At 40.5% G+C, this 16,689-nt stretch carries 16 protein-coding genes; 2 read left to right on the forward strand and 14 right to left on the reverse strand.

The window, feature by feature from the left end:
• Positions 1–95: 95 nt before the first annotated feature.
• The 3 genes from MK405_RS03110 to MK405_RS03120 all read right to left on the reverse strand — a co-directional run bounded on the left by MK405_RS03110 (position 96) and on the right by MK405_RS03120 (position 4,574).
• Positions 96–1,325 (reverse strand): tetratricopeptide repeat protein, encoded by a 1,230-nt coding sequence (locus MK405_RS03110; protein ID WP_268704292.1) that lies wholly within the window; start codon positions 1,323–1,325, stop codon positions 96–98.
• Complete coding sequence (locus tag MK405_RS03115; protein ID WP_268704293.1) at positions 1,315–2,481, reverse strand: AI-2E family transporter; 1,167 nt, start codon at positions 2,479–2,481, stop codon at positions 1,315–1,317. Before MK405_RS03115 ends, MK405_RS03110 begins: the two co-directional genes overlap by 11 nt.
• Positions 2,482–2,597: 116 nt before the next feature.
• Positions 2,598–4,574 (reverse strand): peptide ABC transporter substrate-binding protein, encoded by a 1,977-nt coding sequence (locus tag MK405_RS03120; RefSeq protein WP_268704294.1) that lies wholly within the window; start codon positions 4,572–4,574, stop codon positions 2,598–2,600.
• 176 nt (positions 4,575–4,750) lie between these two features.
• Here MK405_RS03120 and MK405_RS03125 point away from each other — a divergent pair, with 176 nt between their 5' ends.
• On the forward strand, positions 4,751–5,764 hold the full coding sequence (locus tag MK405_RS03125; RefSeq protein ID WP_007519705.1) for a lactonase family protein: 1,014 nt from the start codon (positions 4,751–4,753) through the stop codon (positions 5,762–5,764).
• A 43-nt stretch (positions 5,765–5,807) separates the two neighbouring features.
• On the opposite strand, the gene MK405_RS03130 is transcribed toward MK405_RS03125, so the two are convergent.
• The 11 genes from MK405_RS03130 to MK405_RS03180 all read right to left on the reverse strand — a co-directional run bounded on the left by MK405_RS03130 (position 5,808) and on the right by MK405_RS03180 (position 14,816).
• A complete protein-coding gene (locus tag MK405_RS03130) occupies positions 5,808–6,227 on the reverse strand; it encodes a F0F1 ATP synthase subunit epsilon (protein ID WP_000940837.1) in 420 nt (139 codons plus the stop codon).
• 10 nt (positions 6,228–6,237) lie between these two features.
• Positions 6,238–7,644 carry a F0F1 ATP synthase subunit beta gene (gene atpD / locus MK405_RS03135; protein WP_000094371.1) on the reverse strand — a complete coding sequence of 469 codons (1,407 nt, stop codon included), beginning with the start codon at positions 7,642–7,644 and terminating at the stop codon, positions 6,238–6,240.
• Between the two features lie 85 nt (positions 7,645–7,729).
• On the reverse strand, positions 7,730–8,608 hold the full coding sequence (locus tag MK405_RS03140; RefSeq protein WP_061414282.1) for a F0F1 ATP synthase subunit gamma: 879 nt from the start codon (positions 8,606–8,608) through the stop codon (positions 7,730–7,732).
• A 15-nt stretch (positions 8,609–8,623) separates the two neighbouring features.
• Positions 8,624–10,129 (reverse strand): F0F1 ATP synthase subunit alpha, encoded by a 1,506-nt coding sequence (gene atpA / locus MK405_RS03145; protein ID WP_268704295.1) that lies wholly within the window; start codon positions 10,127–10,129, stop codon positions 8,624–8,626.
• A 14-nt stretch (positions 10,130–10,143) separates the two neighbouring features.
• Positions 10,144–10,680: a F0F1 ATP synthase subunit delta gene (locus MK405_RS03150; RefSeq protein WP_167265659.1), complete on the reverse strand. Its 537-nt coding sequence runs from the start codon at positions 10,678–10,680 to the stop codon at positions 10,144–10,146.
• A complete protein-coding gene (gene atpF / locus MK405_RS03155) occupies positions 10,680–11,174 on the reverse strand; it encodes a F0F1 ATP synthase subunit B (RefSeq protein WP_000558551.1) in 495 nt (164 codons plus the stop codon). Before atpF ends, MK405_RS03150 begins: the two co-directional genes overlap by 1 nt.
• A gap of 13 nt (positions 11,175–11,187) precedes the next feature.
• Entirely contained in the window at positions 11,188–11,901 is a 714-nt protein-coding gene (atpB, locus tag MK405_RS03160; protein ID WP_000392854.1) for a F0F1 ATP synthase subunit A, read from the reverse strand.
• Positions 11,902–11,935: 34 nt separating this feature from the next.
• The gene (locus MK405_RS03165; protein ID WP_001054552.1) at positions 11,936–12,136 is read right to left on the reverse strand and encodes a F0F1 ATP synthase subunit C; all 201 of its coding nucleotides are present in this window, start codon (positions 12,134–12,136) and stop codon (positions 11,936–11,938) included.
• Between the two features lie 231 nt (positions 12,137–12,367).
• A complete protein-coding gene (locus MK405_RS03170; protein WP_080566831.1) occupies positions 12,368–12,679 on the reverse strand; it encodes a CHY zinc finger protein in 312 nt (103 codons plus the stop codon).
• Between the two features lie 14 nt (positions 12,680–12,693).
• Positions 12,694–13,980: a peptidase U32 family protein gene (locus MK405_RS03175; RefSeq protein WP_000169123.1), complete on the reverse strand. Its 1,287-nt coding sequence runs from the start codon at positions 13,978–13,980 to the stop codon at positions 12,694–12,696.
• Between the two features lie 137 nt (positions 13,981–14,117).
• Positions 14,118–14,816, reverse strand: a complete 699-nt coding sequence (locus MK405_RS03180; protein WP_268704296.1) for a GntR family transcriptional regulator — start codon at positions 14,814–14,816, stop codon at positions 14,118–14,120.
• 140 nt (positions 14,817–14,956) lie between these two features.
• Between MK405_RS03180 and guaA the strand changes: the two genes are divergently transcribed.
• Complete coding sequence (guaA, locus tag MK405_RS03185) at positions 14,957–16,519, forward strand: glutamine-hydrolyzing GMP synthase (protein WP_038806148.1); 1,563 nt, start codon at positions 14,957–14,959, stop codon at positions 16,517–16,519.
• The last annotated feature ends 170 nt before the right edge of the window (positions 16,520–16,689 follow it).

The raw sequence follows: 16,689 nt of genomic DNA on the forward strand, positions 1-16,689 counted from the left end.
TAAACAATTTAGCAAGAGTAATTGTAAAAAAATTCCATTTCTCCTAAAAAAACGTATCTGACAAATTGACGGATACGTTTTTCGAGAGATAACTTTTAAAGTGTTTCTAAGAGTTCTTGCATCTGAACATCATCTGGAATGAGTTTTAAATAAGCTTCAACTTGTATCTTGGCCTCTTCAAAATATCCTAATTCACGCAATAGATAGCTATACTGCTCCAGAAACTCAGGATTATCCTTGAGGTCAGACGATAGTTCCTGATAAAGCTCATAGGCCTTATCTAAATCCTCGATTTCCTGGTAAGAACGGGCAATCATCCACCTAGTCAAGAGATTTTCAGGTTCTTGACTTTGGAGAGCAATGATATCTTCATACCGCTCTTGTTCCATATAAATAGTTGCAAGGCGAAGGAAAATTTCTTCTGTATCCTCTGCATCATCCTTAGCAGTAAGGAGAAACTGCTCTGCAGCACTAGTATCATGCAATTCGTACGAGAACTGAGAAGCAGCTAGTAAGAGCCGAGTCTCAAATGGATTTTTCTCCAGTCCTTTTTTAACGATATGAAGGGCCTCTTCCACCTGATGTTCCTTATGCAAGGCTTGACTATAACCATATTCATATCCTTCAAAATCTGGTGAAATGGTATCAATCTGCTTAAAGTAAAGAACAGATTTTTGATACTCTTCTTGGTCAAAGTAAAGACTAGCCAGTTCAAAGGCAGTTTGGTCATCATATTCTAATTCTAAAGCTTTTTCTAAGAATTCTGTTGCAGCTTCAAACTTACCTAACTGGGCATAAGCATAGCCAATTCGCTGATAAGTTGAGACGCCCGTTTGCTCATAGATAGAGCGATTGTCTAATTGAGCATAACCCTGAATAGCTTCCTGATAGTTCCCTAACTCGCTATCCAATTCAGCCAAACCAAAAACTAATAAGGGATCGTCTGAGTAATTTAAGGCTTCCAGTAACTTTTCTCGTGCTACATCTGTCAATCCTTCCAACTGATAGAGGTCTGCCTTCAAGGCCAAGGCCGATACATACCAGTCACTTTCGGGTGTGATTTCCTCAAGGTAAGCAAAGGCTTCCTCAACATTGCCATCCTCGCTAGCAATGGTTGCCAGGTTCAGATTCACTTCTGGAAATTCTGACACAATTTTTAGATAGATTTCCTTAGCTTGGGGATAAAAGCCGATTCCTTCGAGATAACTAGCTAGTTCGTAGAGAACTTCGGTCGAATCCGTTTCGAGGGCTTTATGAAAATACTGATCCGCTTTGGTTAAATCCTGTTCATCCAAAGCTTGGAGCATGCGTTGACTATTGTTCACTCTTGATTTCCTCCCCTTCTTCTTCATACAAACCGCTGACTTTTTTATACCAGTTAAAGATAGCTGAGATAACGACCTTAGCAGAGGCATAGACAGGAATTCCCAGCAAAACTCCCCAAATACCAAACATAGACCCTGAAGTTAGGAGAACAAAGAGGACATTGATCGGATGGATATTTAGCTGACTACCTAAAATAAGTGGGGAAACGAAGCGACCCTCAATCGTTTGTTCAACAATAAAGACAATAATTACTTTTAAAAGCATGACAGGTCCTGCAATCAAGCCCAAAACCAAAGCAGGCAACATCGCTAGAAAACTACCCAGGTAAGGTACTAGATTGAGGATACCAGCCGTAATCCCCAGGGTCACAGCATATCTGAGACCAATAATCCTAAAGAAGATAATAAACATAATCGCCACTATAATAGCAACTGTAACCTGTCCTCTAACGTAGTTTGATAACTGTTTATTAACATCTGACAAAACTTGTCCTACTGGTTCCTTTAACTTCGTGGGAATAAACTTAGTCAAATAATCTCGCAAACCTTTCCCATCGCGTAAAAGATAAAAGAGCATGAAAGGTACGATAATGACCGCTACAATAACCTGGGATACACTGCTGACAAAGGCACTCACCCAGTTAACGGCTTGGGAAGAGATTTTGCTCGCCCACATGGTCGCTTCAGTAGAAATATTGGCAAGAACCTGCTCCAATTGCGGTCTAAAATCATCTGGTAAACGTTTGGTTACAAGATCATTGATCACCTTATCAGCATCTTCCAGGTATGTCGGCACATTCTTCGCAAAATTTAAGACCTGACGTTGCAGATTTGGAATAGCAACCGCTAGCCCCCAAATGATAAAGAGACCAATTATAACAAAGAGAATACTAATGGCAAGAACACGATTGATTTTGTGTTTCTCCATCCAGTCAACAATCGGATTGAGGAGATAATAAAGTAAACCAGATAAAATAACTGGCAACATGACAACTCCTAGAAAATCTAAAACTGGTAAAAAAATAAAACTAATCTTACTTAGAATGAAAAGGTTCAAGCCCAGTAACAAGGTCACCAAGAATACAGTAATAGCTTTATTATCTAAAAACCACTTGAAGAACCAAGATAGGCTAAAATGTTTCTCTTTATGTTCCATAAATACATCCTTTCTGTCATTCTCTCATTATACCATTTTTAGACTAAAATAACTCTTTTTTTAAGTGCTTACATAGATAGACAAAAAGAAAAATCTCCTCAATTGAGGAGATTTATTTAATCTTTAATATGACTTGATAGTTGTTTTTGGTATTCCTCGTTTGATTTTGCTTTTTCTTCAGCAAATTTCTTGCGGAATTCTTCCATTTCTTTACTTGTCACAATCTTATCTTGAATCTTCAGATATTTATAACTGTTTTCGCCTGTTTTATCGCCGACCCAACCATCTGCTCCTGTTCCTGGAACTTTCTTTGTAACAAGCATTTGGGCACCGTCTGAGTGTACAGGAATAACTAGAGCACTATCTGTCAACCATGCTTGAGCTTTAGCATATTTTGAATAGCGTTTTTCGAGATCTGTTTTCTCACTGTTTGCATCATCAAGTAATTCTTTGTATTTATCCAATCCTACTGCCTTAATGGCTGAACTATCTGATCCTGGTGCAATACCAAGTGCTCCAAGAAGAGTTGGTCCAGATGTTGGATCAAATGCATCAAGATAGGTTGATGGATCTGCATAGTCTGGGCTCCATCCACTGTTTGGATTGATATCCCAGTCGATATTGTCTTTTGAAGTTGCAAGAACGGTCATACTTCCCAATTCATCATCAGAAACTTGTTGGATATCAACCACTACATTTTCAACTCCAAGAGCTTCCTCTATTGATTGTTTATACGATTGAGCTTGACGTACAAAATCTGTTTGAGTAGAGGAAACTGGCAAGTCCAAATGAATAGGGAACTGAACACCGTCAGCTTGAAGAGTTTTCTTAGCCGCTTCAAGTTTAGTTTTAGCTTTATCTACATTATGAAGTGAATCTTGTGCATCATCTAAGCTAACATCGCTCCAAGCAGTATCCAACTTGTCAAGTTCTGTTTTTGTTACTTGACCAAAAGATTGATCTCCAATTTGAACAAATGTTGGAGGTGTAAAGCTAGTACGTAATTTACGAGGGGCAACTTCATCACCAAATACTTGAGAGACAGCAGCCTTACGATCTGCTCCAAAAGCCAAGGCTTGGCGGAAATCTTTGTTCAACAAAGCTTTCTTAGTAGATGTTTTTTCTTCGTCCGTTGTTTTAGAAGTATGGTTATAGGCTACACGGTCAATATTAGTTGAAATGTAGTAGCTACCTCCTCTTTGTTGACCATACACAATGTTGTCTTTGTATTTTTCTTTAAATCGATCATAGTTTGCAGAATTCTTAAAGAGCGGAGCTGCTGGGTAGTGGCCTTCATCAAAACCACGACCAAGAGAGTCTGCATCTTGACCATCAAAGAAGGTCAATTTTATATCATCAATGAAGACATTTCCTTTATCCCAATAGTTTTGGTTTTTTGTCATCTCGATTGAAGATTTCGATGTGAGACCTTTCAGAAGGTAAGGACCATTGTATAGAATACTTGTAACATCAGTAGGTTTACCAAAATCATCCCCTTTAGAGGCTAAAAAGTCTTCATTGATTGGTGCTAAAACACCCATCGTTGTCTTGGAATTCCAGAAAGATTCAGGATTATTAAGCGTATAAACGAGTGTATAATCATCTGTCGCCTTAATTCCAACAGTAGAAAAATCATTTGTTTTCCCGTTAATATAATCATCCAACCCTTTGATTGAATCCTGTACGAGATAGAGGGCTTGTGATTTCTTAGCGACAGCATGTTTCAAACCTGTCACGAAATCCTGAGCCTTTACTTCACCATATTCTTCGCCTTCATTAGTGTACCACTTAATCCCTTTTCGGATTTTATAGGTGTAAGTCAAACCATCTTTAGAAACACTCCAGTCCTCTGCTATAGACGGTACAAGATTTCCATATTGGTCATTCTCAAGCAAACCATCGATGACATTCCCAGTCACCTGTTTGGTACTGGAATTTCCAGAAACTGTGTAGTCCAAAGTTGCGGGATCCGATGAGAAGACATAAGTATAAGTCACAGGTTGGTTGGCATTTTTACCACCAGACGAACAAGCTGCTAGTAGTGCTGAGGACAACACTGCTACTGCAGCCGTTAGAAAAATACGTTTTTTCATAAGGCACTCCTTTAAATCAAATATATGATTATTATATCACTTTGATTTTTGAAAGCAAGGTAAAAACTAAATAAATCTCCCTAAGGTGTTTTCTGTAATTTTCAAAAAATGATGAAAGTCAGTTAAGAATTTCATTTTGTGGTATAATAAATTTATCATTATTAAGAGGTATGGACATGAAAGAAACTGTTTATTTTGGAACTTACACTCGTCGCTTATCTAAAGGGATTTACAAAGCTGATTTTAATACAGAAACAGGCCAGCTTGCAAATCTTGAACTCTTTGCTGCTGAACCAAGTCCGACCTACCTTGCCTTTGACCAACAGCAACATTTATACACCGTAGGGAGCCAGGATGGCTTGGGTGGAATCGCTGCTTACAAGACAGATGGCACTTTGTTAAATCATGTGGTGGAAGAAGGCGCTCCTCATTGTTATGTGGCAGTAGATGAAAAACGTAATCTCGTTTATGGGGCCAACTATCATAAAGGTCAAGTTCTAGTTTATAAACGTCAAACAGATGGTAGCCTCATCCAAACAGATCTGGATCAGCATAGCGGACAAGGCCCTCATGAAAACCAAGCTTCCCCACATGTACACTTTACGGATCTAACACCTGACCAGTATCTCGTTACATGTGATCTAGGCACGGATGAAGTAACTACCTACGATGTTAGCCCAGAAGGAAAACTAAGTAAACTCTACACTTATAACAGCCAAGCTGGGGCAGGTGCTCGCCACATCGTTTTCCATCATCATTATAAGATTGCCTACCTCATCTGTGAACTCAACAGTACCATTGAAGTCTTGATTTACGATGGTGTTGGTGAATTTGAACGCATGCAAGTCATTTCGACTTTGCCAGATGGATATGAGGGATTTAATGCTACTGCCGCCATTCGTCTTTCAAAAGATGGTAAATATCTCTATGCATCAAACCGAGGTCATGATTCCATTGCTGTATTTAGCATCCTAGCTGATGGTAGTCTGGAATTATTAGAAATTGTGCCCAGCCATGGACAAAATCCGCGCGATTTCAATCTTACTCCTGACCAAGAATTTCTCATTGCTGTTCACCAAGATTCAGATAATGCAACCGTCTTTAAACGTAATCCCGAAACTGGTCGATTAGCTGAGCTTTCTAACGATTTCCAAGTTCCCGAAGCCGTTTGCATCACATTTAAACATTAATGTAAAATAAAAATGAACTTGCATAAGCAAGTTCATTTTTTTTTTATAGTTTATTTCCGACATTGATACGGTTAATGGCACGTTGTAAAGCAACCTTAGCTCGCCGTTCTTGGTCAATCAAGTGTTTATCTTGTGCTTCTTCAATCTCACGTTCAGCACGAAGTTTAGCACGTTGGGCACGGCTGATATCGATATCACGAGCACGTTCTGCTGAGTCTGCTACAATAGTAATAATGTCATTGGCAATCTCGATAATTCCTCCGTTCACTGCAATCCAGTTCACATGAGTATCGTCATCGATTCGTTTTACCTTTACTTCATCAACCGCTAAAACCGCAATCATATTTTCATGTCGTGGCAAGATCCCCATCTCACCATCCAGAGTTCGTACCGATACAAAGCTGGCATGGTGATCATAGACGAGGCCATCTGGTGTCACGATCTGGACAGTTAAATGAGCCATAAATCACCTCTTAAAATCCCATTTTCTCAGCTTTTGCAATCACATCTTCGATTGAACCGACACCACGGAAGGCATCTTCTGGTAGATGGTCATGTTTTCCTTCAAGGATTTCCTTAAAGCCGCGAACTGTTTCCGCTACTGGTACATAAGAACCAGGTTGGCCAGTAAATTGTTCGGCAACGTTAAAGTTTTGAGACAAGAAGAACTGGATACGACGGGCACGAGCAACCAAAGTCTTTTCTTCATCAGAGAGTTCATCCATACCAAGGATAGCAATGATATCTTGCAATTCATGGTAACGTTGAAGGACACGTTTGACCTCAGCAGCAACTGCATAGTGCTCCTCACCAACAATCTCAGGTGCCAAGGCACGAGAGCTTGAAGCCAGTGGATCAACGGCTGGGTAGATACCCAACTGTACCAACTTACGTTCCAAGTTAGTCGTTGAATCCAAGTGAGCAAAGGCTGTTGCTGGCGCAGGGTCAGTATAGTCATCCGCAGGCACGTAGATAGCCTGGATAGAGGTTACAGAACCTTTCTTAGTTGATGTGATACGCTCTTGCAATTGACCCATTTCCGTAGCAAGTGTTGGTTGGTAACCAACGGCTGAAGGCATACGACCCAAAAGGGCAGATACTTCTGAACCAGCTTGAGTGAAACGGAAGATATTATCGATAAAGAGAAGCACATCTTGGCCTTCTACATCACGGAAGTATTCAGCAATTGTCAAACCAGTAAGGGCAACACGCATACGTGCTCCAGGTGGTTCATTCATCTGACCAAATACCATGGCTGTTTTCTCGATAACACCTGATTCTTTCATTTCCCAGTAAAGGTCGTTCCCTTCACGAGTACGTTCCCCAACACCAGTAAATACTGAAATACCACCGTGTTCTTGGGCAATATTGTGAATCAATTCTTGGATCAAGACAGTTTTACCAACTCCGGCACCACCGAAAAGTCCAACTTTACCACCTTTTAGGTAAGGGGCAAGAAGGTCGATAACCTTGATCCCTGTTTCCAAGATTTCAGATGAGGTAGACAATTCATCAAAAGTTGGAGCTTTCTTATGAATTGGCTGACGCTCAGCGTCTTCAGCGAAAGGAGCATCCAAGTCAATCGTATCCCCCAAAACGTTGAAGACACGTCCCAAAGTTTCTTTACCTACTGGCACAGAGATTGGACGGCCCGTGTCCAAAACTTCCATTCCACGAGTCAAACCATCTGTTGATTCCATGGCGATAGTACGAACCATACCATCACCCAACTCCAAGGCTACTTCAAGGACGATTTTTGTTTTTCTTTCGTCATTTTTGTAGACGACAAGTGCATTATTAATCTCAGGAAGTGTTTCACCTGCTGCGAACAAGACGTCGACAACGGGTCCAATAACCTGAGCAATTTTACCTGAACTCATCTCCTTCTCCTATTCTATATAAGATACTGTCGGTTCCTAGTTCACCTAGGTCCTAAGTTCATTTTGATACGAGGGAGGCAAAGCCTTATTCTAAGGCACTAGCCCCCGCTACAATTTCTGTAATTTCTTGTGTAATCGCCGCCTGTCTGGCACGGTTATACTGGATTGTCAAATCATTGATGACTTTCTTGGCATTATCAGTTGCCGTTTGCATGGCTGTCATACCTGCAGCATTCTCAGCTGTCTTGGCATCGATAATAGCCCCGTAAATCATACTTTCTGCAAACTGAGGTAACAACTGCTCTAGAATCTCATCACGACTCGTTTCCAACTCAAATGTCAAGCTATACTCTTCATCCGCTTCATTTGGATCTAAGTCAACAATCGGCAACATTTGTTCCACACGCATTTGACTTGTGAGAGTATTGACATGATGATTGTAGCAGACGTATAATTCATCAAAAAGTTCGTTTTGGTACATCTCAATCGTTTTTGAAATAATTTTACGAACTTCATCAAAACTAGGTTGATCTGCCAAGCCACGTAGTTCATAGATTGGCTGAATACCACGAGCCTTAAAGAAATCAGCTCCCATACCACCGATACAAATGATCTCAAAACCTTTACCATCTGGATGGTATTCTTCTTTCAACTCCATAACAGCTTTAAGGATGGAAGCATTATAACCTCCAACCAAGCCACGGTCTGAAGTGATAACGATATAGCCTGTTTTCTTAACTGGGCGACTGATGAGCATCGGATTGGTTGAACCACCAGATCCGTTACCATGCAGAATATCCGTCAAAAGCTTACGAACCTTCTGAGCATAAACTTGGAAGTTGCGAGCCGCTTCTTCAGAGCGACCTAGTTTAGCAGCCGATACCATTTGCATGGCATTAGTGATTTGACTAGTATTTTTTGTTGAGGCGATTTTTGTTTTAATATCATTTAGAGATACTGCCATCTGACACCTCTATTCTTATTGGAAGCTGGATTGTTTGAGAAACTCTGTAATCGCAGCATCCAAGACTGCTTCTTCTGGCAAGTCTTTTGTTTCACGAATAGTTTCCAAAATCTCTGGATGTTGTGCATCAAAGAAATCATGAAACTCTTCCTCAAAACGAACAATGTCATCTACAGGAATCGTATCCAAGAAACCATGTGTCAAAGCATAGAGAATGGTTACTTGTTTCTCAACAGGTAATGGTTTGTGAACTGGTTGTTTCAGAACTTCAACGGTACGACGTCCACGATTTAACTTAGCTTGAGTAGCCGCATCCAGATCAGAACCAAACTTAGTGAAGGCTTCCAACTCACGATATGAAGCAAGGTCAATACGAAGTGTACCAGCAACCTTCTTCATAGCTTTGATTTGTGCAGAACCACCTACACGAGATACAGATGAACCCGCATCGATGGCTGGACGAATACCTGCATTGAAGAGACCATCGCCAAGGAAGATTTGACCATCTGTGATTGAAATCACGTTGGTTGCGATATAAGCAGAAATATCTCCTGCTTGTGTCTCGATAAATGGTAGAGCTGTGATTGAACCACCACCAAGTTCATCAGAAACCTTAGCTGAACGCTCAAGCAAACGGCTGTGAAGGTAGAAAACATCCCCAGGGAAGGCTTCACGACCTGGTGGACGACGAAGCAAGAGGGAAAGTTCACGATAAGCGACCGCTTGTTTTGAAAGATCATCATAAACGATCAAAACATGCTTCCCTTGGTACATAAACTCTTCTGACATAGCAACCCCAGCATAAGGAGCTAGGAAGAGCAATGGAGAAGGTTGTGAAGCAGAAGCTGTCACAACGATTGTGTAGTCCAAGGCACCGTACTGACGAAGTGTTTCAACTTGCGTACGAACAGTTGACTCTTTTTGCCCAATCGCTACATAGATACAGATCATATCTTGACCTTTTTGGTTCAAAATAGCATCAATAGCGATGGTTGTTTTCCCTGTCTGACGGTCACCGATAATCAACTCACGTTGACCACGACCAATCGGAACAAGGGCATCAATAGCTTTCAAACCTGTTTGCAATGGTTCTGATACAGACTTACGTTGCATAACGCCAGGAGCCGGCGCCTCTACTGGACGAGACTTATCAGTATGGATTTCTCCAAGACCGTCAACTGGACGACCAAGTGGATCCACAACACGTCCAATAAGACTCTCACCAACAGGAACTTCCATGATTTTACCTGTACGACGAATGGTATCGCCTTCACGGATATCTGTAAAGTCACCTAGGATGATAATCCCTACGTCTGTTGACTCCAAGTTTTGCGCCATCCCATAAGAGCCATTTTCAAAAATCAACAGCTCTCCACTCATGGCATTTTCAAGGCCGTGAGCACGCGCAATTCCGTCCCCGATATAGGTTACAACACCTGTTTCAGATACATCAAAATTGGGTTTGAAATTTTCAATTTGTTGCTTAATTAAAGCGCTGATTTCTTGTGCGTTAATTGCCAAAAGAACACCACTTTCTATTTCAAATTTTCTTTAACAACTCGAAGTTGTTGTTTAATACTCACATCAATTGTCTTGTGATTAGCAAAAATGACAAAACCACCAATGAGTCCTTCATCAATTTGTTCTTTGACACTCCGCACTTTCAGAGACATTTTTTTCTCTATCAATGGGAGCAGACGTTCCTTCTGTTCATCTGTTAAAGGATGGGCTGAAGAAATCGTGACTACAAAATGATTGGTCTCTTTTTCAAGGCGATTCAAACAATCCGCAATTACCTCATAAAAAAGATTTGCTCTGTGATTGTAAACCAGGACTTGAATAAAGTTTTGCATTAAAGGTGACACAGAGTCTTGAAAGAAACGAACTGTTTTTTCCTTATCTGACTCATCAACTGCTACCTGAGCTAAAAAAGAAGGTAAGCCCGTTTCTTCTGCGACTTGCTTGATTTGATCCAAGTCTGAAAAAATCCGGTCCTCTTCTCCTTTTTCAATCACTAATTGGACAAAAGGCATGCTGTATTTTTCAATTACCTTTGCTGTTTTCTTGTCCATTAGGCCTCTCCTAGCTGATCGATATACTGATCAATGAGTTCCTTATGGGCATGACTGTCAAGGTTTTGTGAGATGATTTTCCCAGCTAGACTAACTGTCAAATCTGCCACCTCGCCCTTAACACTTTGTAAAGCCTCAGCTTTGTTTTGCGCAATTTCTTGGTTAGCTTTTTCTTTCAAGCGACCAGCTTCTAGCTTAGCTTCAGCCAAAATATCTGATTTACTCTTTTCAGCTGTCTCTTTAGCATTTTCAATGATAGTTTTAGCTTCACTACGACTACCTGCTAATTCATCTTCGCGCTTTTGAGCAAGAGTCTCTGCTTTTTGACGAGCTTGTTCAGCGCCATCAATATCAGCAGCAATCTTTTCAGCTCGTTCTTCAAAGATACTTGTCAAGTTTGACCACGCGTATTTTTTGACTAAGACGACCAAAAGGATAAAAGAGCCAGCAATTAAAATAAAGTTACCAATCAATTCACCTACTGTTACGTGCATCATTTACTCCTTTCTACTCTTCATCATTAATTTTATTTCCTAGATACATTGAAGACAAGACTGTGAATACATAAGCCTGAACACAGGAAATAAACACAGAGAATGCCGTCCAGACAAGATTGGTAACAAATGCCACTGGATACCAATAAAGAGCCTGATGAGAAAGAGTAATAAGCAAGCTTGCCATCACTTCTCCGGCAAAGATATTCCCGAATACCCGCAAAGCAAGTGATAGGAAATTCGTGACTTCTTCAAGGAGATTCATCGGTGTCATAAAACCTGGGGTAACAAAGCCTTTCAGATATTTTTTAATACCACGACGACGAATTCCTTCTATATGGGTCATCAGGATAATTCCAAATGACAAAGCCAAGTCAAACTGGAGATTTGCAGTTGGCGATGTCCAAAGGTTTGTCCCATCTGTAGTTTGAAGTTTCGCCATCAAACCAAGATTGTTTGCGATAACCATAAAAAGAAATAAACACAAGTAAAAGAGTGAGTAATCTTTCATGTACCGAGAACCTACGTTGGGTTCTGTAAATCCGACTACAAAGTCATAGAGATACTCTAGTACATTTTGCTTTCCTTTGGGTTTCACAGTCATATTACGACTTGCCCAATAGATAAAGCCAAAAATCAGTGCCACAGACAACAAAGTCAATGCTGTCAAGGTTAAATCAAAGGTAACAGGACCAATATTGATGGTTGGATTGATACTTTCTTCCATCTAGAATCCTCCCTTTTCCATTTTATACTTCTCTTTATTTGATGATAAATGAAAATACGAGAGTTACAAAGAATGTTCCTTCGATAAAGGCAATCCCCATGATCATCAAACTACGCAATTGTGGGATGATGTCTGGTTGGCGTGCTGCAGACTTGAACAAACCGTTCATCAAAAATCCTTCTGCAAGAGATACACCCATACAGGCAAGACATAGACCGAAAAATGTTAAATTCATGATGAATTCTCCTTTTATTTAAAATTTACTTACTTAGTTTAGTCCTAAAATTTGTTTTTGTCAACTTTTTACTTACGTTGGAAGCGTTTCAGATGATTTATTTCTATTTTTGCTATTTTTATACCACTGTATAGATAAGTTTCTCATTTTATGATGAAATGTGTTTCCACTTTTTCTATATTTTCCGAAATAAATTGAAAAATCCAAGTTTAGAACTTGGATAGATTCATTTTATTTGAAATAGTAGGAATAGTGTTGTTTACACCCTGGATTAAATGGAGATTTGCAATAAGGGCAGGCTATTTGTTTTTGATATTCTTGAAATGTTATTGTCCTCATACAAGCCCCACATAAAATCGGTCGATCCTCCGCAAGCGTCAAGGGGTAAGGTGAAAACAAATGCGTTTCTATAGCATTGTGACACTGATAGCAAGCATAGTATTTTTTACACTCATAGCACTGGAGGGAAATAATATCCTTTTCACCATGATAGTGAACACATCTGCTTTCATTATCTACCAACAATCCTTGCACTTGAATCATTCACTTTTCCTTCTCTAAGCACGAACTGTGACACTTGTCCCGTCTTCCTTATAGAGATTGATAAGACCTTCTTTGAGAGCTCGAACCATGTCCCCAGCTTGAACAGGTTGTGGAACCTTAATGGTCAAGAGTTCCATTGGATTTGGAGCACGGTCAATTTTATTTCCTTTAGAATCGTGAAGATTTTCGATATAGGTTTCAAAATGACGGAAACCTGGTCCGTAAAACTCAACTTGATCGCCTTCGTTAATTACATTCCGTTGACGAATAGTTGCTGTCTGGGTTGCTTCATCATAAGCTACCACTTCAGCAACAAACTTGTATTCAGGGATTTTACGGCGTGCACCAAACAACTGTTCATTTTCTGTAGGTGTACTATAATAGAAACCTGTTGCCAATTCACGTTGGGCAACCTTCCACATCTCATCTACCAAGTCTTGTTTGATAGCTTCAAATTTTTCTGGGCTTTCAAGGTAAGCATCCACAGCCGCCTTGTAACAGTTGGTTACTGTTGAAACATAGTGGATTGACTTCATACGACCTTCAATTTTTAGACTATCTACACCATTTTCAATCATATCTGGGATATGATCAATCATAGACATATCAACGGCTGACATTGAAAATTCTTCTGGAATTTCACCTTTAAGACTCTTACGTTCTTGGCCAAAGGGCATATCGTAAAGGTCGTATTTCCAACGGCAAGACTGTGAACAACCACCACGGTTAGCATCACGCATACTCATGTGGTTTGAGAGAGTGCAGCGTCCTGAGTAGGATATACACATGGCTCCATGGACAAAGGCTTCAATTTCTACATCTGTACGTTTGCGAATTTCTGCCAATTCTTCCATTGAAACTTCACGCGCCAAAACCACACGAGTTAGACCAAGTTCTTTCCAGAACTCAAGAGTTTCATAGTTCGTCGCACTGGCTTGAGTAGAGAGGTGAATTTCAAGACCTGGCGCTTCAGTTGCTGCAATCATGATCAAGGCCGGATCTGACACGATAACTGCCGCAATCCCAATGTCACGCAACTTACGGAACCACTCACCAGCCCCAGCTTCATTTCCTTCGTGCATAACCATGTTGGCAGCTACATAGACCTTGGCACCATACTTGGCAGCGAACTGCACGCCTTCTTCCATCTGTTCAAAGGTGAAGTTTCCTGCACGGCTACGAAGACCATAAGCTTGTCCACCTATAAAAACAGCATCAGCTCCATACCGAACAGCCACTTTTAGCTTCTCTAAAGTCCCTGCAGGCGATAAAACCTCAGGACGTTTTAATGTTTTTGTCATTTTTTCTCCTATTTGCAATATAAAAGTTTGACGTTTTTCCTTCTCATTTTATAGTAAATAAAGGATAAAATCAAGCCTAGACAGATTGTTTTGACAATTCTAATCTTTTAAGAAAACAAAAAACTAGCCTTTCTAAACTAGTTATTTTCAAGATAAAATTCAAAGCGTTCACCCACGTATTGACTCTTTACATATTCAAAAGCTGTCCCATCTTCAAGATAAGAAACCTGAGTCAAGGCTAAAATCGCATGCCCCTTTTCGACTTCTAGATAGTCAGCAATTTTTTCCTTAGCCAATCTCGCATAAATGGTCTGTTGGGATTTGCCAATTCGGTAGCCATGCTGCTGCAATGTTTGAAAGAAGTGACTGGTGATTTCTTCTTTTTTGAAATCCTTAATGAATTTCTCAGGAATGGATGCGACTTCATAGACTAGCGGAACTTGGTCAGCATAACGCACCCGTTCCATGCGGATAATATTCTCTGTTGGAGTAATCCCTAGCTTAGCGACCTCTTGCTCATTTGGAATGGTTCTTCTGTAAGAAATGAGTTGGCTGGAAGGTACTTTCCCTTGAGATTTGACAATCTCCGTAAAACTGGTTGTTCCTCGCATTTTTTCTTGGACACGAGTGCTAGAGACAAAAGTCCCACTTCCTACACGACGCTCCAAAACTCCTTCCTCGACCAAGAGAGAGATAGCTTGGCGTAATGTCATCCGGCTAACTTGAAACTGTTCAGCTAAATCTCGCTCACTTGGAAGCCTCTCTCCGATTTTCCAATAATGCTCATCTATATCCTTCTTGATCTGATCGTGGATTTTCATATAAGCTGGTAACATGATTTTCACTTCTTTTCTTTATTTTCTCCATTGTACCGTATTTGCTAAGAAAAAGTCAAACTTTGCCTTGTTTAGTTGGTAATTCGCCCCTATTTGTGATAAAATATTGAAAAAGATATTTCTTTTGAGAAAGGAAAAAGATGAGCAACATTTCAACTGATTTGCAAGATGTCGAAAAGATCATTGTGCTGGACTATGGTAGCCAATACAACCAGCTGATTTCACGCCGTATTCGTGAAATTGGTGTTTTTTCAGAGCTAAAAAGTCACAAAATCTCAGCTGCAGAGGTTCGTGCGATTAACCCTGTAGGGATCATCCTCTCTGGTGGACCAAACTCTGTATACGAAGATGGTTCATTTGATATTGACCCAGAAATTTTTGAACTTGGCATTCCAATTTTGGGAATCTGCTATGGTATGCAACTTTTAACTCATAAACTTGGAGGAAAAGTTGTTCCTGCAGGTGATGCTGGTAACCGCGAGTATGGCCAATCACCACTTACTCATACCACTTCTGCCCTCTTTGAAGGGACTCCTGAAGAACAGATTGTTTTGATGAGTCATGGCGATGCTGTTACAGAGATTCCAGCTGATTTTGTTCGTACTGGCACTTCTGCTGACTGTCCTTATGCAGCTATTGAAAACCCAGAAAAGCACATTTACGGTATCCAATTCCACCCAGAAGTGCGCCATTCTGTATACGGAAATGATATCCTTCGCAACTTTGCCCTTAACATCTGTAAGGCTAAAGGCGACTGGTCAATGGACAACTTCATCGACATGCAGATCAAGAAAATCCGTGAAACTGTAGGTGACAAGCGTGTTCTTCTAGGTCTATCAGGTGGTGTTGACTCTTCTGTTGTTGGAGTTCTTCTCCAAAAAGCAATCGGCGATCAATTGATCTGTATCTTTGTTGACCACGGTCTTCTCCGTAAGGGAGAGGCTGACCAAGTTATGGACATGCTTGGTGGTAAGTTTGGGTTGAATATCGTCAAGGCAGATGCTGCTAAACGATTCCTTGATAAACTTGCAGGTGTTTCTGACCCTGAACAAAAACGTAAAATCATCGGAAACGAGTTTGTTTATGTCTTTGATGACGAAGCAAGCAAGCTAAAAGATGTGAAATTCCTTGCTCAAGGAACGCTTTACACTGACGTGATTGAGTCTGGTACAGATACTGCTCAAACCATCAAATCACACCACAACGTGGGTGGTCTTCCAGAAGACATGCAGTTTGAATTGATTGAGCCATTGAACACTCTTTATAAAGACGAAGTCCGTGCCCTCGGTACAGAGCTTGGCATGCCAGACCACATCGTATGGCGCCAACCATTCCCAGGACCAGGACTTGCTATCCGTGTCATGGGTGAAATCACTGAAGAAAAACTAGAAACTGTTCGTGAGTCTGATGCTATCCTACGTGAAGAAATCGCTAAAGCTGGTCTTGACCGTGATATCTGGCAATACTTCACTGTCAACACAGGCGTTCGTTCAGTCGGTGTTATGGGTGATGGTCGTACTTATGACTACACCATCGCCATTCGTGCGATTACTTCTATCGATGGTATGACAGCTGACTTTGCCAAGATTCCTTGGGAAGTCCTTCAAAAAATTTCTGTACGTATCGTAAACGAAGTGGATCACGTTAACCGTATCGTCTACGACATTACAAGTAAACCACCTGCAACTGTTGAGTGGGAGTAGAGTAAGTTATTCAAAAAAACGCTTGAAATCAATGATTTCAGCGTTTTTATTTTTCCCATAGCACCAATTTAGCACCAAAACTATTCTTCAGTGTCTAAATCTAAAATCTTTTTAACAGTTTTAGTACTCTCTACATATATTCCCTTCTTTGATTCGCTAACAATTCTGAA

Source organism: Streptococcus oralis, from assembly GCF_026782345.1.
GTDB classification, from domain to species: Bacteria; Bacillota; Bacilli; order Lactobacillales; family Streptococcaceae; genus Streptococcus; species Streptococcus oralis_CK.